The sequence below is a fragment of the Prevotella conceptionensis 9403948 genome (assembly GCF_000312305.1).
Lineage (GTDB): Bacteria > Bacteroidota > Bacteroidia > Bacteroidales > Bacteroidaceae > Prevotella > Prevotella conceptionensis.
Map to the genome: position 1 here is coordinate 38,635 of NZ_HE999444.1, position 20,900 is coordinate 59,534.

The window sequence follows — 20,900 nt, forward strand, 5'->3', positions numbered from 1 at the left end:
TTATAATTGGTAATGTGTGTGCGATACGAGGTTGCCCCAACGGCAATAACAGCAGGTGCGCTGGCGGGCGATAGGATGGTGTGGGTGTCGTCGCCACCCACAACGCTGGTTCGCGCTTGTTTGTTTCCCATGCGCCTGCGCCGCGGAACAGCTCCACATCGGCGGTTGCGCCAATTAATACCAATGCCGTTGGTGGTACGTAGGTGCTGGTCCCCAATGTGCGCAAGAGCATTTCGTAGGCCAATGCGCCCTCGTCGTCGGGCTGATAGGCCACAGCTTGTATTTCGTATTGTAGCTTTCCAAAGGTCAGCGTGTCTATCTGTTGCGAGTCTTTGGCGGCCACTAATGCACGCGTGTCGATGTCGTATGTGGTTAATGTGCCCACGCGATGAAACCTCAATCTAAGCAAAAAATGCTCCTTACTTTTTGCCGACACGCGTATTTTGCCGTTCGAATCCTTGATAAAAGTACCTGCCGAGTCGGTTCCCAGTGGTTTTCTAAGGTAGCTTGCCCGTCCGCCTTCATTGCCTGCCGAGGCCACGATGATGCGCCCTGGACCTTGAAGACGGTCTAACACAGCATGATAGAGTTGCGTGTCGTTGTCGAAACGAAAGCCGGAACCCTCGCTAAACGATGCCACACAGGGTTGGTTGTGTTGCTTGGCATAGTCGAAAATGTATTTAAAGCCCAACGCGTCTGTCGCAGTGGTGTATTTATATAGGTCTTTTTTGTCCACCAAGTTTTTGTTTTCGCTGGTGAGGTTAGCCACTAGGCAAATGTCGCTTTCCCATGCCATGCCGCGGTAAGGGCTTTTAAACCCACTGCCTGCTGCAATGCCCAAGGTGTGGGTGCCATGCGTTTCTTGTTTGCCGTCGCGCGTGTGGCGCAGACTGAGGAGGGCGTTGGGTGTGGTGTAGTCGCGCCCAACGGGTAGGGTTGTGCCGATGGTGTCGGTTGAAAGTTGGTCCCATAGGGCCTTGATGCGTAGTGTTCGGCCCGTAGAGTCGCAGAAGTTGGGGTGCGTAAGGTCGAACCCGATGTCTTGAACGCCCACCACTACGCCCTTGCCCGTGTAGGCTTGTGGCAACGATTGGCTTTGATATGCGGGCCAAGCGTTCAGCACTTTGGCCGTGGTGTCCATCAAGATGCTGTTGCTTTGGCCTGTTTCGATGCGGCTAACCCATTTGGATTGCGACAACTTGGCCAGCTGACTGAGGGGGATGTTCACGATGTGGATGTTGCCAAATTGCGCTAACGACTTGCAGGCATGGGCTTTAAACACGGCCTCGGCGTTGCTGCTAATGCGCACAAAGGCACATACGGTGCGGCTGTCGGACTGGTTTGAGCGAGTGGCTGCCTGCCGTTCGGCTTGGCTTTCTATGTATAGCTGGAGCAATTCGCCCGACATCTTGGCATAAACAGGGCGTTGCGCATGGGCATGCAGTATGCACAAGAGGGCGATTATGGCTAATGATAACGTCTTTTTCATCGTTCGTTGCAGTGTTTGTACAGTTGAAGTGGTAAGGATAGGAGTTGAACCGGCCATCTCTACTGGTGTGTGTTGGCCTTGCGAAAGCAAAGTTACGGAAAATAATGGAGATAGCATCTGGCGGATGATTAAAATTGACTTTGATGGAGTTTTAGGCTTAATTTGAGGAGATTTCGCTTATTCTTTGAAGGGACTTTGTGGACTATACAACTGAAAATGCAAGCGGAAGACACCCAAGCAAGACGGTGAGAAAATAACAAACAACGCGATAAAGCGATTGGGTTAAGTGGCAGGGAATTTGTGGAATAGGCCATATATACGGAAAGTTTTTCGTAACTTTGCAGGTAATGCCGCGTTTACGGGAATGCTATTTGTGACATAACACGCGTTGGCATCATTATTGCAAGTAAAAGATAAAAACGAAATATGACAATGGAAAAAGAAAACAACAAGTTTATCGCCGTGGCTTATAAGCTTTATTCGCTGGCCGACGGCAAGGAAACGCTTATCGAAGAGGCGCCTGCCGACCGCCCTTTTGTGTTTATTACGGGCTTTGGCATCACCCTCGACGCTTTTGAAAACGGTGTGGAAGACTTGCCTAAGGGCGAGCAGTTTACGCTGAACATTGAATGCGAAGAGGCTTATGGCGAACGTCTTGACGAGCGTGTTCTTGACTTGAACAAGGAGATATTCACCATCAATGGCCACTTCGACCACGACAACATCTACAAAGATGCCGTTGTTCCGCTGCAAAACGAAGACGGAAACCGCTTTATGGGGCGTGTGCTTGACGTGACCGAAGACACGGTGAAGATGGACTTGAACCACCGCTTGCAGGACTGGACCTGCTGTTTAAGGCGAAATCGTTGAAAACCGCGAGGCTACGAACGAAGAAGTGCAGCAAATGCTGAACCATATCAGTGGCGAAGGCGGCTGCGGTGGTTGTGGTTGCGGGCACAATCATGGCGATGAAGAAGGCGGTGGCCATGAACATGGCGGCTGTTGCGGTCACGAACATCATGGCGAAGGCCACGACCATGGGCATCATGGCGGCTGTTGCAGTCATGGTAATGGTCATCATGGCGGTGGCTGTGGGCATCATTAAACCCTTCGTTGTATAGACTACACATATATTATACATACAATGGCGAACACCTCATGGCTGCGTTTGGTGCAGTTGTGTGTTCGCCATTATTGCTTTAACCAGTTTCTTCCTCACAATTATGCGCAACACATTTGGAAACCTTTTCGCCCTCACCACCTTTGGCGAAAGTCATGGGCCTGCCATCGGAGGCGTTGTAGACGGTATGCCGGCAGGAATAGATGTTGATTTAGACTTTATCCAATCGGAACTTAACCGACGTAGGCCTGGCCAGAGCAAGCTTACAACAAGTCGCACCGAGGCCGACCAAGTGGAATTGCTTAGTGGTGTGTTCGAAGGAAAAAGCACTGGCACGCCCATTGGCTTTGTCGTGCGAAACGCTAATCAGCATTCTAAAGACTACGACAATATGCGTGGACTCTTCCGTCCGTCTCATGCCGACTACACCTATTATAATAAGTATGGGCTGCGCGACCATCGTGGCGGTGGACGCTCGTCGGCTCGCATCACTTTGGCGCGTGTAGTGGGCGGAGCCTTGGCAAAGCTTGCGCTTAGGCAGATAGGCATAACCATTTCGGCCTACGTGTCGCAGGTGGGCGACATCGTTTTGAACAAGGATTATCGCCTGTATGACCTCGCGAACACAGAAAACAACGACGTGCGGTGCCCCGATGAGGAGGTGGCCAAGCGCATGGAGCAACTTATTTTGGATACGAAGAATGCGGGCGACACCATTGGCGGCGTGGTTACATGCGTGATGAAGGGTTGCCCTGTGGGGGTTGGCGAACCCGAATTTGATAAACTTCACGCCCGATTGGGTTATGCCATGCTGAGTATCAACGCTGCAAAGGGTTTTGAAATTGGCGATGGTTTCGACTTGGTTAGGTGCAAAGGCAGCGAGGTGAATGATGTTTTCGTAGCCGAAGAAGGGCAGGTTTCTACGCTTACCAACCATAGCGGAGGCATCCAAGGGGGCATAAGCAATGGCCAAGACATCTTTTTTCGCGTGGCTTTTAAGCCTGTTGCCACCGTGCTAATGGAGCAAGACACCATTGAACTAGACGGAACGCCCACCACTTTTGCGGCTCGTGGGCGTCATGATTCGTGCGTTGTTCCGCGTGCCGTGCCCATCGTCGAGGCGATGGCTGCGATGGTGTTGATGGATAATTTGGCCATGGCAGGGGCCAAGTTTGGCGTTGATGCCGAATAAAAACGGGTTGGCAAGGCTGTATGTCGCCTTGTCAACCCGTATGCTTGGGGAATGTTGGCTCGCCAACTCGTCCACTCGTTAACTTGTCTACTCGTTCACTCGTCAGCTCGCCAAATCATCAACTCGTTAACTTGTTAACTCGTCAACTCATTATCACTTACACCTTTAAGTTCGGATATTTCTCTTCTAATGCTTTAAAGAATTCCTTGCCAGCAGCATAAGCCAACACGCGTTGGAGCTTGTTGTAATTGAAGAACTGCTCTGTGGGAGTATAGACCACGGTGCAGATTTTTATTTCGCGTACCTGGTCCTCGCATGGAACTTGTAGATTATAAAACTTAGCACAGTCGACCAACAGCTTTGGAGCTTGCTCGTCGGGTAAAGGTGTTAGTGTAGCGTTCTCTAATCTTGAGTTATTGAACATCAAATGCCGTTTCACCTTTCCTTCAACGCTGAGGTCAAAGATGTGTAATCCATCAGCGGTGAGTAATAATGGTGTGGGCGTTTCCACAGTTGTATACTTCACGGTGCCAAGTGTCATTGCGCTTCTCAGCAAATCTTTGCCTGCACTCTTAAAGTATTCCTTCATGCTAGGGGTGTAGTAAACGTAGTTTACCCCTAACACCCTTTTGTCGTCAAGATGTTCGATGCACATTCCAAACTTATCGTTTATGAACGTGTTTAGTTCGTTCTCGCCAAGTCTTTGTGATTCGCTTTCTACTTCTGCAAAGTTTAACGGCTTATTGTTAGCTGAGATGAAGAATACCAAAGCGACAACTATGCCAATTGTCATAATAATGGCGAAGATGATAAATGGAGTTATTCCCATGGCATTTTAGTTATAATTCAGTAGGCTCTATCTTCTCTTCTTTTTTGCGCGAAGGAATCTGTCCCCATATCATTAAGGCCACGATAGCCAACAAAACAGCCTTTCCGCCGTAGCGTGTATAGAAACCTAGTTTCAACATACTGGCCTCATCGAGTTTCTTTTCTTTCATATACTCTTTCAGAAAGGCCTGCGATTTCTCGGTCGTCATTTCGTAATAGGTTTCCGATGGGGCATCGTATAGCACAAGTTTAGGTTCTTCAGTCACCCATAGGGGTAGGATGTAGGCAATGTTGAACTCCTTGTGCATACGTGCCAAGTTCACCTGTTTGCCGTCGATAATGATGCTGTCCGTTGCTGGAATGTTGTAAACAATGTCGATAACATCGCGTGTCCCGACAGGAATCCTAGCTCTTGCGTGTGCAATTTGTGGCATGGTTAACAACAAAACTAAGCCTGCGATCAGTGCTTTTCCGATGGAGTTAAGTCTATTCATAGTTTATTTAATTTTATGGATGAATAATATTTCTGTGTTCAAAATTAGTAATTATATGTCATAATCTTTACAAAAACGAGTTTTTTCTTACGGTCTTTCACTTTTGTTTTCACTTGTTTTGTTAAATTAAATGAAGTGACGGGTAGTAGCTTTGTTAGAGCGATAGCGCGGGTTGGTAGGTTGCTGTGGTCTAATGCTTGCGTGAGGTGAGTATGTTGCTCTGTAAAGTGGCAAATTGTAAGTTATACAGGTGATAGCTTTCCCTTTTGATATGCTTGGGTAGTTAAGGTGAAAGTGGTTGTAATATGAAATAACAAAGCCTCTCAATGATTGAAAATGCTTACTTTATCTGTGCATATTTTGTTGTTTTTTGCAACAAAATACAAACTCTAGCTCATGCTAAAAACTCAAAATTCAATTATTCTCACAATTATTTTGCAGTTTGACAAATATTGTCTAACTTTGGAAACACAATCAAAATACCACAAAGATGTTCGAATACCTCAATTCAAATCAATGGCTGTTTTGGCTACTAATAAGCCTATTATGCCTAATAATAGAAATGGCCTCTGGCACGTTTTACATCCTTTGTTTCGCCATTGGCGCTCTTTTGGCAATGGTGGGATGCTGGCTTGCTTTCCCGTTTTGGGGCCAAGTGGTTTGTTTCGCCTTCTTCTCAATCTTATCCATCTTCGCCGTTAGGCCTGTGGTAATGAAATATCTGCACCGCGAAGAGGAGGAACGAAAAAGCAATGCCGACGCACTTGAAGGGCGTGTGGGCGTGGTGATAGAAGATGTGCAGCCACAACACAGCGGCTATGTAAAGGTGGACGGCGACGAATGGCGTGCCGTTTCGGCCGATGGGTCGCTTATTAAAATAGGAGAAAAGGTACGTATCGTAAAGATGGAAAGTATCATCGCCACGGTTGAACGTGTCTGAAACAGTCTTTGGCCGTTATGTGTAGCTACGGAGCGCATGCGTTAAGCGGATGCGCAATGGGTTTTGCAGGCCAAGGTCGTGGCTAGTTCCTGCGTTAAATTTGTTCGCAGGGCGATGCCTCTGGCTTACTATATCCGCAGTAAACATCCAAATCGAATAACACCAAAACAATAATCAACAATGGAATATCTAGGAACTTTTTTAATTATCGCCGCAATATTGCTGGCCATTGTCTTCGTTAAGAAGTCGCTTGTAATTATTCCCCAGTCGGAAACGAAAATCATCGAACGGTTGGGTAAGTTTCGAGCAATCCTCAAACCAGGTATCAACATCATCATACCCTTTGTGGATAACGCGAAAACCATCGTAAGAATGGCCAACCGCCGCTACTCGTATTCGAGCACAATCGACCTTCGTGAGCAAGTGTACGACTTCGACAAGCAGAACGTTATCACCAAAGATAACATCCAAATGCAAATCAATGCCTTGCTCTACTTCCAGATTGTGGACCCATTTAAGGCCGTTTACGAGATTGACAACTTGCCCAACGCCATTGAGAAACTTACTCAAACCACGCTGCGTAACATCATCGGTGAAATGGAATTGGACCAAACGCTCACCTCGCGCGACACCATCAACACTAAACTTCGTTCGGTGTTAGACGATGCAACCAACAAGTGGGGTATCAAGGTGAACCGCGTTGAGCTGCAAGACATCATACCTCCATCGAGCGTTTTGCAGGCTATGGAGAAACAGATGCAAGCCGAACGTAACAAGCGCGCCACCATTCTGACCAGTGAAGGTGAGAAACAAGCCGTGATTTTGCAGTCGGAAGGTGAGAAAACCTCTACCATCAACCGCGCTGAGGCTGCCAAACAGCAGGCCATTCTCTTTGCCGAAGGTGAGGCGCAAGCACGCATTCGCAAGGCCGAGGCCGAGGCAATAGCCATTCAAAAGATTACCGATGCCGTTGGACAGAGCACCAATCCTGCCAACTATCTGCTTGCACAAAAGTACATCGCCATGATGCAAGAGTTGGCACAAGGCGACCAAACCAAGACGGTTTACCTGCCTTACGAGGCTACAAACCTGCTGGGTAGCCTAGGAGGAATTAAAGAACTCTTCAAGATACACTAAGGTTTTGAACCTTTGAATTGCTGAGTTTGTGAGGTTATAAGTTCGTGAGGTCGTAAGTTTGTGAGGTTGTAAGTTCATGAGCTAATGAGTTAATGGGTTTGTGAAATCATGAATTAGTAGGTTCATGAGTTTTTGAACTCATGCGTTTAAGAGCTTATGAGTTCATCAACTTACGACCTCACTGCCTTATACCTCCACCAACTTACGGCCTCACGGCCTTACACCCTCACAAGCTTATAACCGCATCACCTTATAAAACTTACCACCTTACCAACTCACAAGCTTATAAACACTCATCATCAGAAAGTTTTTTTTGTCTAGTTTTCGGTTGGAGTTTTAACATTGTGAGTGCCCTTTTCTTCCACCAATCGCCGACCTTGCCGCAAAAAATCGATTCTCGCGAAGGTTGGTTTTGATGCAAAAAGGGGGTAGTTGCAAACACAGGCAAAATGAATTTTTATTAAAAACAAACGCCATCTGCACTGGTTTTTGGGTCATTTGCAACAAAATGCGGTGCAATTTGATGCTAAACGCAGTGCAAAATGCCGCTAAACGCAGTGCGTTTTGGTGCAAAACGCAAGGTAAAATGGTGCAAAACGCAGTGCGTTTTGATGCTAAATGCCGTGTAAAATGCCACTAAATACGAAACGAAAAGCATAAATATCCACTGTAATGGTATAAACAAAACCTTTTAGAACCATGAAAAACATGGCTGAAAAGGGCAAAACACCCCTTAAAAAGTGGAATTTTGGGGTGTAAAAGTGGGTTTTTGAGCGTAGAAAATAATGAGCTGGCAACCAAACTAGAAAGGCAAAATGGTGCAAAATGGCGGTTTTGTTCTTAAAAACGGACAAGGCGAAAGGCGTGAAAGGTTAAAAATAGTGGCTATTTACCTACTTTTTGACCTGTATTCTCCCTAGAACGGAGTAAAAATTAGAGCGGTGTTGTAAAATAAAAAATAAGAATTTAAGTTTTAAGTGGTTGAGTTGCTTAGTTGACGAATTAACGAATTAACGGGTTGACAAGAGTGGTGAGTCGGCAAGAGTGGCGAGTTGGTGAGTTTGATGAGTTGGTGGCTTGATGAGATTACAAGTAGATGATTTTTTGGGTTTGTAAGTTGGTGAGTCCATAAGTTGATGAGTTGACTCGTTCGGGATTTGTTGTTTTTCGTGAGCTTATAAGCCAGTGAATTGATTTGTCCTACATTTCGTATATGAGAAGGATGTTTATCTTGTGCTGGCATCACAAAGGTAACAGACTACTCAACTTATAGAAACATTAAAAGTCAAGACTACTTCCTCTTATGTCTCTTGCCAAGAATACTCTTGCATGAGCAAATGGACCGCCCTGTTTTAGAATATATTTTGTTCCTTGAAGCAATGTTTGGTTCAAATCTTCATGCTATCTTATAGTTCTCTAGTACCCAAACTTTATCCTTCAATTTGTACTGAGCCGATAACCCAGTCTGTTCGTCCACTTCCCACATGATGTCTTGCACCTTACCATCTTCGGTATCCATAAATGTCTTTTGTATTGGATTTCCAAATAATGCAATTGCACGGTCGTAAGAAACCTTTTCTATAATCGTCAACTTAAAACTACCACTATCGTCAGGCAGCCAAAGGTTTTCAATGAGAAATAGCCGCATGTCCTCCACCAAATCTTTTTCGATGGGCTTGAGCACGGGCAACTTGTTTCTGTATTTCTTTATGTTCTCTGCAAAAAATGGGAAGAAATGTTTACCCATAATCCGCCGTTGCATTGCTACATTCTTTTTATGTGGATTAAATTCATCTAATGACATGATTAAATCCATGCCTAAATAGTTACTGTCTTTCTCGAATCGGACTTTTGAGCGGATGCCCTGTGTTGTATGCAACGCTCTGAAACAAAAAACAAAATCAAAATCAATTTGGCTGTATTTTTTGTTTATTACTTTGCTAAAGTCGTATAGGTCATTCTCTATTTCCCATACCCTAACATAACCTGGACTATCTGCTGTTAATCTTATCTCTGACATGTTGAAGTCGTCTTGACCTTTATATACTATAAATTGAGAAGTGTTTAATTATCTTTGTAATGCTACGCCAAAATAGACTCTTTGCCCATTGCTTGATGATGTTGAGCGAGGATTCGGGATATTTCCGAATGTATGGACTAACGGCAGGCATACTTCAATGCGCCCATAAGGGCGTTTATCCAATCGCCCCTACAATTTCTTTGATGTCTTTAACGCCATGATTGTCTAGCCATTGGTTTATGCCATCGCGTACCTTAATGGTAACGGTAGGGTCGAGGAAGTTGGCGGTGCCAATCTGAATGGCCGATGCGCCTGCCATGATAAACTCGATGGCATCGGTGGCATTGCATATACCGCCCAACCCGATGATGGGTATCTTCACCGCCTTTGCTACCTGCCACACCATGCGCAAGGCCACAGGCTTAACGGCTGGACCACTTAGGCCACCCGTGTTAATGCTCAAAACCGACTGCCGCCGTTCGATGTCGATAGCCATACCCATAAGTGTGTTGATGAGCGACACGCTGTCGGCACCCTCCGCCTCAACTGCTCGTGCAATCTCCGTTACGTCGGTAACGTTGGGCGAAAGTTTCACGATAAGCGTCTTGCCGTAGCGTGCACGCACCGCGCGCACCACGCTAGCAGCCCCAGCACAAGTTGTTCCGAAGGCCATTCCCCCCTCTTTCACGTTGGGACACGAAATGTTCAACTCAATGGCAGGTATGTTGTCGAGTGCATCTATACGTGCGGCACACTCTGCATAGTCTTCGGGCGTGTTGCCACTCACGTTCACGATCATGCGTGTGTCAATGTCCTTGATTTTGGGATAGATGTGTTCGGCGAAGTAGTCAACGCCTTTGTTCTGCAATCCCACACAGTTTAGCATGCCTTGTGGCGTTTCGGCCATGCGCGGATAGTCGTTCCCTTGTCGTGGATGCAGGGTTGTTCCTTTTACGATGATGCCGCCGATGCCGTCAAGTGGCACAAAGTCTTCGAACTCCAAGCCATAACCGAAGGTGCCAGAGGCAGTCATCACGGGGTTCTTCATCGACAAATTGCCGATATTCGTATTGAGAATGGCCATTACCAAAGCAGTTTTTGAATGTTAAACACAGGTCCTTCTTTACATGCGCAGAGATTTCCGTCTACTGTTTTCTCCACACAACAGAGGCATGCGCCAATGCCGCAGGCCATTAAGTTTTCGAGCGACACCTCGCATGCCGTTCCTTTTTCGCGCGCATAACGTGCCACGGCCATCATCATGGGTTTGGGACCGCAGGTGGAAATCATGTCGAACGTTTCGTTTTGCAGCACCGAGTGGTTGGTAACGAAACCTTTTTCGCCAGCCGACCCGTCTTCGGTGGTAACGAGTACGCGCCCCGTACGTTCAAAGAGGTCCATTTCCAGCAAGTCGGCTGCCGTGCGTGCGCCTAGCAAGAATGTGGGTTGTGCGCCCATTTCCTTGATTTTTTGCCCCAGGAAGAGCATCGGTGCTACGCCCACGCCGCCGCCAACGAGCAGGAAACACTCATCGGGCGATGTGGGAAGGGTGAAAGGATTGCCCAAAGGAAACACGCAATTAAGCGTGTCGCCAGCCTTTAACAAGGCCATTTGGCGTGTGCCGTGCCCCACTGTGGCCACCAACAGCCCCATCTCGTTGCGCTGTATGTCTACGTAGTTGATGGAGATGGGACGTCGCAGAAAGGTTTGTGGCGAGTGGTCTACCCGCACTTCAACAAATTGCCCAGGTTTCATCAGGGGCAAAGGTTGGGTGTGGGTGAGCCTGATAAGCACGTAGCGGGCATTCTGCCGCTCAACGGCCACGACGTCGAGGTCGAGGCAAAACTTCTTCATTTCTTCGTTCGGCATGTTCTTTTTGTTACGCTATTTGCGCTTAGAGTTTCGATATAAGCCAGAGGCCGACACGCCTTTCGAACCCTTGTTCTTGTTGGTGGGTTGGGTGTTGGTTGGCTTTGTGCTCGTTGTTGCAGGGGTGTTGACATGCGCGTTGCCAGAGGCCTTGTAGTAACTCATGGCTTCGGGCAGCAGTTTTTGTATGGCAGCGATGCGTTTAGCGTCTGAGGGGTGGTCGCTAAACATGTCAGAACTGTTTCCGCCACCCGACTTTGCGGACATGCGTTGCCAAAAACCCACAGCCACCGAGGGGTCGTAACCGGCCATAGCCGCGAAGATAAGCCCCATGTGGTCGGCCTCCGACTCGTTGTCGCGCGAGTATTTCAAGTTCATAAACGAGAAGTATTGACCTGCCGCCACCTGCGCCAGTCCGCCTACCGTCTCGCCGCCGATAGCGCCAAGAATGCTGCCGCCAATCTGTGTTCCGTAGGCTTGGCGCATCTTTTTCGACATCTGCTCGGCCGAATGTTTGGCAACGGCGTGTGCAATCTCGTGGCCCAACACAATGGCCAACGAGGCTTCGTTCTGGGTTACAGGCAGCAATCCCTCGAAAACCACAATCTTTCCGCCAGGCATGCAGAAGGCATTTACATGATTGTCGGCCACGAGGTTAAACTCCCATTCAAAGTTCTTTATCTCGTCTTGGTAGCCGTTGTTCACCAGATAGGTTTCCACGGCGTTCGCCAATCGTTGGCCAACGCGTTTCACCATAGCCGTGTTTACGGCATTGGCTGATAGCTTGGAACTCTTCAGGAACTTGGAATATTCTTGCTTGCTGAGGCTAAGTATTTGCGCATCTGATACGAGCAGCGAGTGTTTGCGCCCCGTGATGGGCACTCGGCTGGTAGTTCCACAGGCCAACATCATGGCGGCCAATGCACCGATAAGAAGATGGTTTAAACGCTTCATATTTCTCATTGTTTATCTTTTTCTTTCAGGCAAAGTTAGTTATTTAATTACGAAAACGTGCCGCAACATCCATATTATTCGTTAAAGGCATAAAAACGAGGAAGTAAAGTTTTGCTTTTCAGAGATATTTTTTTACTTTTGCATTAGTTGCGCGAGTTAGAAACAGGCATGGCCGAGCTTTGTTTGCATGTCGGAGAGTTGCACAACCTTGCGTCCCGAACTTAATTAACCTCGCCTTAATATATAACATTAGCGTATGAGAAAAGCTGTTTTATTGGCATTATCCTTATTAATAATGGTATGTCAAACTGTTTTTGCCGACAATTACGACGCATTGTGGAAACAGTACAATGTGGCAAGGAAGAAAGACTTGCCACGGACGGCTATGGGCGTTTTGCAGCAGATTGAAAAGAGGGCAAGGACCGAAAAGCAATATGGCTCGATGCTTAAAGCCGTTTTTTGCAAGGGGCAGGTGATGGTGAGCATCTCTCCCGACTCGCTCGAAAGCGAGGTAAGGCGAATAGAGGCGGCCGAACTGGCCGTGCGAGATAAAAAGCCTGTGTTGGCTGCCGTGTATCAGTCGGCCTTGGGGCAGCTATATAATATGTACGACGAACTGAAAGATGGTGACGGCAGTAAGGCCAGAGCCTATTTCAACTTGTCGGTTAAACACCCCGAACTATTGGCCAAGACATCGGCCAAAGGTTACGAACCGCTGCTGGTTCCTGGCATGGATAGCCATGTCTTTAACAACGACCTGTTGCATGTGCTAGGGCTTGCTGCTGGTGAGTACGGCTTGTTGTATCGCTATTACGAGAAGGTAGGAAATAGGCGGGCAGCTTGCCTGCTGGCTAGATTGATGTTGGAAGAGACGGAAACCAACTTTGCGGATAGCGTTAACGCGGAAAAAGAGGAAGAGGACACATGCAAATTTGATGAGTTACCCATCGTTCGTAAGCTCGATTCGCTGATGAACGTATATGCCGACCTGCCTGAAGTTGCCGAATTGGCCATCTATCGTTACAGCTTAATGTACGACTCAGAGAAGGTGAAAAAGAGTGAGGTTCTGAGATATATCGATTATGCCTTGTCTAAGTGGGGCTCGTGGAAACGGATGAACGTGTTGCGCAACGCTTTGAAGACGGCATCTAATCCTACATTCGAAGTTGCTTCTAGGCAGCTTGTCTTGCCGAAAAAGCCCCAAAAGGTACATTTCTCTAATGTACGCAACCTCGCAAGCATCACCATGAAGGTGTGGCGACTAAACATAAACGGGCGTTTTGAAGGAGATATAAACAGACCGCAAGTGTTGCAAAGGCTTAGGAAGACGATGAAGGCGGTGCCTTCGGCCACAAGGGAGTGTAAGTTTGTGGGCAAGAGCGCGTACCAGTTCTCGAACGACTCGATACAGTTGGAAGGTTTGCCCATTGGGGCATACATGTTAGAGTTTGTTTCCAGCAACAAGGAAGTGCCAGTGCAACGTTCGCTGTTGTTTGTAACCAATGTTACGGCCGTGATGCAGGAACAACCCGGAAATCAAGTGCGCATCGCCGTATTGAATGCTACCACGGGGCATCCTATGCCCAATGCCAAAGTGGAGGTGACAATTAAAGACCTAGCGGGCTACAAGACGCGGGTTGATACTCTGGCGTGTAAAGCCAATGGCGAAGTGGTGTGTAGTTTGGAATATAATGAAGATTTAGAGGATGTTTTCCCCTATACGCCAACCGACGTGTATGCTTGCAGAGAAGGTTGGTCTGGTTTTTATATTCAAGGGAACGACCATAGTGGTCTGCCAACATTGTTTATTTATACCGATAGGAGTATCTACCGACCAGGGCAAATTGTACAAGTGGCTGGCATTTCGGCTTGTGGCGGTCCCGACTTAGAACGTAAAAGCGTAGCAGGAAGGAAAGTTGTGCTGATACTTTATGATGCCAATGGGAAAGAAATGGGGCAGCGTGAGGCCATTACCGATGCCTTTGGCAAAATCGCCACGCAATTTACCTTACCCAAAGCTGGCCTTACGGGTAACTTCACGATAAGGTTAAAAGGAAATCACTATACCAGCACAACATTCAGGGTGGAAGAATATAAACGTCCAACGTTTGACGTGAACTTTGCCGAAGTGAAAGAAAAGTATGCTCTGGGCGACACCTTGGTTGTTAAAGGGCATGCACAGGGTTTCGCCGGTGCGCCTGTTCAGGGGGCGAAAGTGTACTATACGATAAGGCGTATCCCTGTATTTTGGTGCTATCAAAACTGCGACGTTGAAGAAGATATGGCTGAGGCGGACAATGATAGCACAGTTACCGACAGTGAAGGGATGTTTAGCGTGAGGGTTCCTATGCAACTTCCCTACTTTAAATGGGAATGTGCCTATTTTTCTTTCAGGGTGACAGCCACAGTTGTAGACCAAGGCGGAGAAACGCATTCGTGTGCGATAAGCCTGCCGTTGGGGTACAAGTCCGTTTCGGTGACATGCGATCTGCCTAACAAAATAGAGAAAGACAGTCTTAAAACATTACTGTTCAACGTAAGGAATGGCACTGGCGCGGAAATCCCTGGCAACGTGCGCTATTATATAGATAAGGAGAGCAACGTCCAAACGGTTATGGCCAACACGCCCATTCCATTCGATGCTGCCGCCCTGTCCGTAGGTAAACACCGCTTGGTGGCCATTTGCGAAAACGACACCCTCGACCGCGAGTTTGTACTTTTCAGCTTGAAAGATCGCCGTCCTGTGGTGGAGTCGAAGAAATGGTCGTATCAGTCGGCATCAAGTTTTAATCTCGACAACAAGCCCGTGTATGTGCAAGTGGGCACATCGTTGAAAGATACATACGTGCTTTACGCCATCTACTCGGGTAATAAGGTTCTTGAAGAGGGTACAACCATAATCAGCGACTCGCTCATCACCATCCCCTACACCTACAAACCCGAATATGGCGACGGCATAACGATTAGCTATGTTTGGGTGAAGGACGATGAATGCTACGACTGTAATATCTCGATAGTAAGAGCTACGCCCGACAAACGGCTGATGGCCGAATGGAAGACGTTTAGAGACAGGCTTACGCCAGGGCAAACAGAAGAGTGGACCCTAAGCCTAAAACATCCCAATGGCGAGCCTGCCAACGCCCAACTGATGGCCACGCTCTATGATAAGTCGCTCGAAAGGATAAAGGGACATCATTGGGGACTCGATTTGGGATATAATTTCAATGCGCCTTCTGTTAATTGGCAATGGATTTGGAATTCCGCCTCAGTAGAACTTTCGGGTTCTCGACCAGTGCGCCTGCTGCCCACTCCCTCGTTTAGGTTTTACCGTTTTTCAAAAGCTTGTTTCCGGTATGATGACCCCTTTGACTATCTAGACGGACTAAGTTATGCTGAGGAACTGTACGAAGATGAGTCGGTGGGTAATGGAAACGTGAAATTTACTGCGCCTGTTTTGAAACGCGATGATGAAATAAAGCGCATTGCTGTTTTATCCTCTATGGCAGACGATTGTGTGGAAGACGAAAGACTTGAAGTTATGGAGGCTGGCAAGGACAAAGGCTATGCTGATAATACTGATGAGGAGGTAGTAGCTGATAATGGCGAAAAACCTGCCATTAGAGAGAACCTGAACGAGACGGCCTTCTTCTATCCATCCCTCACTTCTGATGCCAATGGCGACGTTGCCATTAAGTTTACGCTGCCCGAAAGTGTCACCACATGGCGCTTTATGGGCTTGGCCACCGACAAGGAAATGAACAACGTGCTGGTGGAAAACGAGGCCGTGGCCACCAAGAAGATGATGGTACAGCCCAACATGCCCCGCTTTATGCGATTGGGCGACAAGGGTTGGATAACTGCCCGCGTAATCAACACCTCGGAAAAGGCGTTGACGGGAACGGCATTGATTGAGATTGTAGACCCCGAAACAGACAAGGTATTCTATACCGACACGAAGACCTGCACGGTGAATGCCGGCCAAACCACGAACGTTAGCTTTCTGCTCGACCTGCAAGAAGGCTCCAAGTTCTACACTGCCGGCGTAAAAGTTTGGGTATGTCGCATATCGGTAACGGGCAAGGGATTTAGCGACGGAGAACAACACTACCTGCCCTTGCTGGGCGATACCGAACTTGCCACCAACTCGAAGGCCTTTACACAGCATTGCCCAGGCAAGCTGAACATCGACCTGCGCAAGCTTTTCGCCGTGAACAGGCCCGACAATCGCCTCACCATCGAATACGCCAACAACCCCGCTTGGATGATGGTACAGACTTTGCCGTATATGGGTAGTGCCAACGAAAGCGATGCCATATCCATAGCAACCTCGTTCTACGTAAACAGCCTGGCCAACCACATGCTCAAACAAGTTCCCGCAATAAAGCGCACCATCGAACTGTGGAAACAGGAAAACAACGGCGAAGGCTCGATGGTAAGCGAGCTTGAAAAGAACGAAGAGCTGAAAACGCTGGTGCTGAACGAGACGCCTTGGGTGTGGGAAGGCAAGCACGAAACCCGTCAACGCCAAGAATTGACGCGTTTCTTCGACGAGAATGGCATCGCGCAACGCCTCAACACGGCCACGAACAAGCTGCGCCAACTGCAAGGGCGCGATGGCGGATGGGGCTGGTTCGAGGATATGAAGAGTAGTCCCTCAATAACATTGGCGGTTGCCGAGATGATAACGCGCCTGCAAACGCTGACGGGCGGACGCACCGACATGAACCGCAACCTGGAAAGGGCATTCAAGTTTATGGGCACTGCGGTTAAGGAGGAAGTGGCCGAGATAAAGGAACGCGAGAAGAAAGGCGAGAAAGACGTGCTCCCAAGCGAATGGGCGGTGCGCTACCTCTATGTAAGCTCGCTGGTAGACAAGGAATATTACGAGGACGTACAGGCCGAACGCAAGTTCCTCATCAGTCGTATGGCCAAGCAGCCTGTCGCCTTTACCATCTACGGCAAGGCCGTTGCAGCCGTTATCCTGGCCAAGAATGGCTACGCGCAGATGGGAAAAGAGTATTTGCAGAGCATTCGCGAGTACAGCGTGTTTACCGAAGAGATGGGCCGCTACTACGACACGCGGAAGGCCTATTACAGCTGGTTCGACTACAAGATACCCACGCAGGTGGCCGCCATCGAGGCCATACAGGCCCTCGAGCCCCACGACACGACCACCCTCGACGAGATGAAACGTTGGCTGTTGCAGCAGAAACGCACGCAGGTTTGGGACACGCCCATCAACAGCGTGAATGCCGTTTACGCCTTCCTCAACGGCAACATGCAGGTGTTGCAGGCTGCTGCCGACTCGCCTGCAAAGCTCTCGGTGGATGGCAAACGCCTCGAAACGCCCAACGCCTCGGCTGGTCTGGGCTACGTAAAGACCACCATGACGGGTGCCAACCTCAACACCTTCACCGTAGACAAGACCGCCCCTGGCACTTCGTGGGGTTCTGTTTACGCCCAGTTTACGCAGCGCACCACCGACATTGCCGATGCCTCGATGGGGCTAAGCGTTAAGCGTGAACTGCTGTACGACGGCGAATTGAAGGTGGGTAGCAAGGTAAAGGTACGCATAACCATCACTGCCGACCGCGATTACGACTTCGTTCAGGTGGTAGACAAGCGCGCCGCCTGCATGGAACCGATAAATCAACTGACGGGCTATCGCGACGGTTACTACCATTCGCCACGCGACAACGCCACCTATTATTATACAGACATGATGAGAAAGGGCACGCATGTGATAGAGAACACCTATTATATAGATCGCCCCGGAACATTCACAACGGGCACTTGCACCGTGCAATGCGCTTACAGCCCTGCGTACATGGCACGCACCAAGGCCCTAACCATAACGGTAAAGTAAACAACGGCAATGATGTACAGTGACACACAGGTTTCTCCATGCCCCCACCACTTGTACGGTTGAGGCGAATACTATAATGGCAGAGTAGTGTCCCATCGTGATCGAACTTGATATAAACAGGTCTTAAAACAACAGAAAGACGTATGAAGAAAAATGTTTTTTGGGCATTAGCCTTATTACTGATGCTCTGCCAATCGGCTTTTGCCGACAGCTACGACGCACTTTGGAAACAGTTTGATGTGGCAATGGTGAAAGATTTGCCTAAGACGGCCCTGGGCGTTTTACAGCAGATAGAAAAGCAAGCAAAGGCCGATAAACAATACGGCTCTCTGCTTAAAGCCTCCGTTTGCAAGGGCGCTTTGCAGTCGGCCATCGCTCCCGACTCGCTTTTGGGCGAGGTGAAGCGGATAGAAGCGGAAGAGTTGGCGGTGAGAAACACGGAACCTGTCTTGGCTGCCGTGTACCAATCGGCTCTGGCGCAGATATATCGCAACAATTACAGATTGAGAGATAAGGACGGTAAAACGGCACAAACGTTTTTCGACTTGTCGTTGCAGCATCCCGAACTCTTGGCCAAAACGCAGGCCAAGGGTTACGAACCGATGCTGTTACCAGGCGTCGACTCCCGCATTTTCAACAACGACCTGTTGCATGTGCTGGCAATGGCCGCAGGAAACTACCGCTTGTTGTACGACTTCTACGCGAAAGCGGGCAACAGACGGGCTGCTTGCATCGTGGCCAGCATGATGTTTGAAAGGGGATTTCGTTCCAATTCTGACGATGAAGGCGAAGACGACGATGACGGGAAAGGTTTCTCGTTCTACAAGTCGCGTGTCGTTCATAAGCTCGACTCTTTCATTAACATGTATGCCGACTTACCCGAGGCAGGCGAATTGGCCATCGTGCGTGCTAACATGATGCAATCGGCATCCGACGTTGGTGTTGAGAAAGAACTGGAATATATCAATTACGCCCTGTCGAAATGGGGCACTTGGCAAAACATGAACACTTTGCGCAATACTTACAATGAACGCATAAACCCCACTTTCAACATGCGCGTGCGCCACATGTTGTTGCCCCAAAAGCCCCAACAGGTGTATCTTTCGAACGTACGCAACATCAAGACGATAACCATGAAGGTGTGGCGGTTGAACGTGGACGGCGACTTTGAAGGGGATGTGGAAGAACCTAAGGTGTTGGCTAAGCTGCGAAGAAACATGAAAGCTGTGCCAACCGCTACCCGCGAACGCAAGTTTGTGGGCGTACCCAACTATGTCTTCACAAACGACTCGTTGCAATTGGAGGGCTTGCCCGTAGGTATGTACATGTTGGAGATAATCCCCGACAATAAGAATGTACCCACACGCCGCGTGTTGTTGAATGTAACCAACCTCGTTCCGGTGTTACAAGAGTTGCCAGACGACCGTGTGCGCATCGCCGTTTTGAACGCCACAACAGGGCATCCCGTACCAAATGCAAAGGTGCGACTGAGGTTTTACGATGACGAAGAAGAGAAAGAAAAGACGAAATTGTTTACTTGTGGCGTCGACGGCGAACTTGAACACGCCTTTGGTGATAACGAAATACGTGGCATTTACGTGTACACCAAAGACGATGTTTATTTCAACGAAGCGGCTTATGACACCCAATACCGCTATTATGGCTCCGACAAAACAAGTCCTAGGCTGCACCTGTACACCGACCGAAGCATCTATCGCCCAGGGCAAACCGTTCATGTGGCAGGCATTTGGGTGCTTCGTGGACCCGACTTGGAACGTAAGGGCGCGGCTGGGCAAAGCTTAAAACTTAAACTTTACGATGCCAATTGGAAGGTTGTAGCCGAAAATGAGGTCGTTACAGATGCCTTTGGCAAATTGTCTACACAGTTTACCTTGCCTACCAGTGGGCTTACGGGTACATTCAGAGTTAGTGCATCGAGCAAGATAAGTGGCAACGTAACGTTCAGAGTTGAGGAATACAAACGCCCGACGTTCGAAGTTTCTTTCCCCAAGGTGAACGAGAAGTATGCCCCAGGCGACACGGTGGTAGTTATGGGGCACGCCAAGAGCTTTGCGGGCGTGCCTGTCCAGGGTGCAAAAGTTACCTATACGATTAAGCGCAACCCGGCTTTTTGGTGGTGGTGGAGTGGGGATGACGACGAGTCTCCAAATGAAATAGCCCGTGAAAGCACGGTGACCGACGACGATGGAGCTTTCCGTGTGAACATCCCCTTGACCCTTCCTAAGGGTAAGAAACGTCCAGGCTTCTACAACTTCGAGGTTACAGCCACCGTTGTAGACCAAGGCGGCGAAACCCGATTGGGTTCTATGTCGTTGCCGTTAGGTAGCAAACTCACGGTACTGAGCTGCGACTTGCCTGAGAGAAGTGAGAAAGACAGTCTTAAAAGCATCGCTTTTAGTTTCAGAAACGCATCAGGTGCAGAAATTCCTGGCGATGTACGCTATTATATAGATAATGAGTTGACCACCCAAACGGTTAAGGCCAACACACCCATCGCATTCGATGTTGCGGCCTTGGCGTCGGGCAAACACCGTCTGGTGGCTGTCTGCGAGAACGATACCGTTGACCAAGAGTTCGTGCTTTTCAGCATGAACGACCGCCGACCTGTGGTCGACTCGAAGATATGGGCCTACCAAACGTCCTCGAAATTCAATCTTGATGGCAGTCCCGTGTACGTGCAAGTGGGCACTTCGCTCAAAGATGCCTACGTGCTTTACGCCATATATTCGGGTGATAAGGTTCTCGAAAAAGGCACAACCGTACTCAGCGACTCGCTCATCACCATCCCCTACACCTACAAACCCGAATATGGCGAGGGCATAACCATCAGCTATGTTTGGGTGAAGGACGACCATTACTACGACCACACCCTAAGTATCAGGAGGGCAACACCCGACAAACGATTGCTGGCCGAGTGGAAAACGTTCAGAAATAAGCTCACCCCCGGACAGAAAGAAGAGTGGACTTTGA

General features: G+C 48.6%; 12 protein-coding genes and 1 pseudogene. 6 read left to right on the forward strand and 7 right to left on the reverse strand.

Going from position 1 to position 20,900, the window contains the following annotated elements:
- A partial coding sequence (locus BN93_RS02320) for a S8 family serine peptidase (protein WP_232211086.1) occupies positions 1 to 1,489 on the reverse strand: 1,489 nt, incomplete at its 3' end.
- A 432-nt stretch (positions 1,490 to 1,921) separates the two neighbouring features.
- Between BN93_RS02320 and BN93_RS02325 the strand changes: the two are divergent.
- Both BN93_RS02325 and aroC read left to right on the forward strand, forming a co-directional pair.
- Positions 1,922 to 2,594 (forward strand): annotated as a pseudogene (locus BN93_RS02325) (FKBP-type peptidyl-prolyl cis-trans isomerase).
- Positions 2,595 to 2,712: 118 nt separating this feature from the next.
- A complete protein-coding gene (aroC, locus tag BN93_RS02330; protein ID WP_019186751.1) occupies positions 2,713 to 3,801 on the forward strand; it encodes a chorismate synthase in 1,089 nt (362 codons plus the stop codon).
- A 157-nt stretch (positions 3,802 to 3,958) separates the two neighbouring features.
- Here the strand turns inward: aroC and BN93_RS02335 are convergent, their stop codons facing one another.
- Both BN93_RS02335 and BN93_RS02340 read right to left on the reverse strand, forming a co-directional pair.
- Positions 3,959 to 4,630, reverse strand: a complete 672-nt coding sequence (locus tag BN93_RS02335; protein ID WP_019186752.1) for a hypothetical protein — start codon at positions 4,628 to 4,630, stop codon at positions 3,959 to 3,961.
- A 10-nt stretch (positions 4,631 to 4,640) separates the two neighbouring features.
- Positions 4,641 to 5,123 carry a hypothetical protein gene (locus BN93_RS02340; RefSeq protein WP_019186753.1) on the reverse strand — a complete coding sequence of 161 codons (483 nt, stop codon included), beginning with the start codon at positions 5,121 to 5,123 and terminating at the stop codon, positions 4,641 to 4,643.
- Between the two features lie 490 nt (positions 5,124 to 5,613).
- Here BN93_RS02340 and BN93_RS02345 point away from each other — a divergent pair, with 490 nt between their 5' ends.
- Together BN93_RS02345 and BN93_RS02350 are read left to right on the forward strand one after the other, a co-directional pair.
- Positions 5,614 to 6,063 carry an NfeD family protein gene (locus BN93_RS02345; protein WP_044259603.1) on the forward strand — a complete coding sequence of 150 codons (450 nt, stop codon included), beginning with the start codon at positions 5,614 to 5,616 and terminating at the stop codon, positions 6,061 to 6,063.
- 180 nt (positions 6,064 to 6,243) lie between these two features.
- Positions 6,244 to 7,200 carry an SPFH domain-containing protein gene (locus tag BN93_RS02350; protein WP_044259605.1) on the forward strand — a complete coding sequence of 319 codons (957 nt, stop codon included), beginning with the start codon at positions 6,244 to 6,246 and terminating at the stop codon, positions 7,198 to 7,200.
- A gap of 1,396 nt (positions 7,201 to 8,596) precedes the next feature.
- Here the strand turns inward: BN93_RS02350 and BN93_RS02360 are convergent.
- The 4 genes from BN93_RS02360 to BN93_RS02375 all read right to left on the reverse strand — a co-directional run bounded on the left by BN93_RS02360 (position 8,597) and on the right by BN93_RS02375 (position 12,043).
- Positions 8,597 to 9,220: a hypothetical protein gene (locus BN93_RS02360; protein ID WP_019186757.1), complete on the reverse strand. Its 624-nt coding sequence runs from the start codon at positions 9,218 to 9,220 to the stop codon at positions 8,597 to 8,599.
- 175 nt (positions 9,221 to 9,395) lie between these two features.
- Positions 9,396 to 10,304, reverse strand: a complete 909-nt coding sequence (locus BN93_RS02365) for a dihydroorotate dehydrogenase (RefSeq protein ID WP_019186758.1) — start codon at positions 10,302 to 10,304, stop codon at positions 9,396 to 9,398.
- Complete coding sequence (locus tag BN93_RS02370; RefSeq protein WP_044259741.1) at positions 10,304 to 11,074, reverse strand: dihydroorotate dehydrogenase electron transfer subunit; 771 nt, start codon at positions 11,072 to 11,074, stop codon at positions 10,304 to 10,306. The genes BN93_RS02365 and BN93_RS02370 overlap by 1 nt, the downstream gene beginning before the upstream one ends.
- Positions 11,075 to 11,104: 30 nt before the next feature.
- Complete coding sequence (locus tag BN93_RS02375; protein ID WP_019186760.1) at positions 11,105 to 12,043, reverse strand: M48 family metallopeptidase; 939 nt, start codon at positions 12,041 to 12,043, stop codon at positions 11,105 to 11,107.
- A 256-nt stretch (positions 12,044 to 12,299) separates the two neighbouring features.
- Between BN93_RS02375 and BN93_RS02380 the strand changes: the two genes are divergently transcribed.
- Entirely contained in the window at positions 12,300 to 17,909 is a 5,610-nt protein-coding gene (locus BN93_RS02380) for an alpha-2-macroglobulin family protein (protein WP_044259611.1), read from the forward strand.
- Between the two features lie 143 nt (positions 17,910 to 18,052).
- Positions 18,053 to 20,900 (forward strand): MG2 domain-containing protein (locus BN93_RS02385; protein WP_044259613.1); only part of this gene is annotated, 2,848 nt, incomplete at its 3' end.

What these genes read in the sequence shown, in the direction of transcription:
- aroC (WP_019186751.1), top strand. Translation starts at nt 2,713, where the DNA reads ATGCGCAACACATTTGGAAACCTTTTCGCCCTCACCACCTTTGGCGAA.
- BN93_RS02335 (WP_019186752.1), bottom strand. Translation starts at nt 4,630, where the DNA reads ATGGGAATAACTCCATTTATCATCTTCGCCATTATTATGACAATTGGC.
- BN93_RS02340 (WP_019186753.1), bottom strand. Translation starts at nt 5,123, where the DNA reads ATGAATAGACTTAACTCCATCGGAAAAGCACTGATCGCAGGCTTAGTT.
- BN93_RS02345 (WP_044259603.1), top strand. Translation starts at nt 5,614, where the DNA reads ATGTTCGAATACCTCAATTCAAATCAATGGCTGTTTTGGCTACTAATA.
- BN93_RS02350 (WP_044259605.1), top strand. Translation starts at nt 6,244, where the DNA reads ATGGAATATCTAGGAACTTTTTTAATTATCGCCGCAATATTGCTGGCC.
- BN93_RS02360 (WP_019186757.1), bottom strand. Translation starts at nt 9,220, where the DNA reads ATGTCAGAGATAAGATTAACAGCAGATAGTCCAGGTTATGTTAGGGTA.
- BN93_RS02365 (WP_019186758.1), bottom strand. Translation starts at nt 10,304, where the DNA reads ATGGCCATTCTCAATACGAATATCGGCAATTTGTCGATGAAGAACCCC.
- BN93_RS02370 (WP_044259741.1), bottom strand. Translation starts at nt 11,074, where the DNA reads ATGAAGAAGTTTTGCCTCGACCTCGACGTCGTGGCCGTTGAGCGGCAG.
- BN93_RS02375 (WP_019186760.1), bottom strand. Translation starts at nt 12,043, where the DNA reads ATGAAGCGTTTAAACCATCTTCTTATCGGTGCATTGGCCGCCATGATG.
- BN93_RS02380 (WP_044259611.1), top strand. Translation starts at nt 12,300, where the DNA reads ATGAGAAAAGCTGTTTTATTGGCATTATCCTTATTAATAATGGTATGT.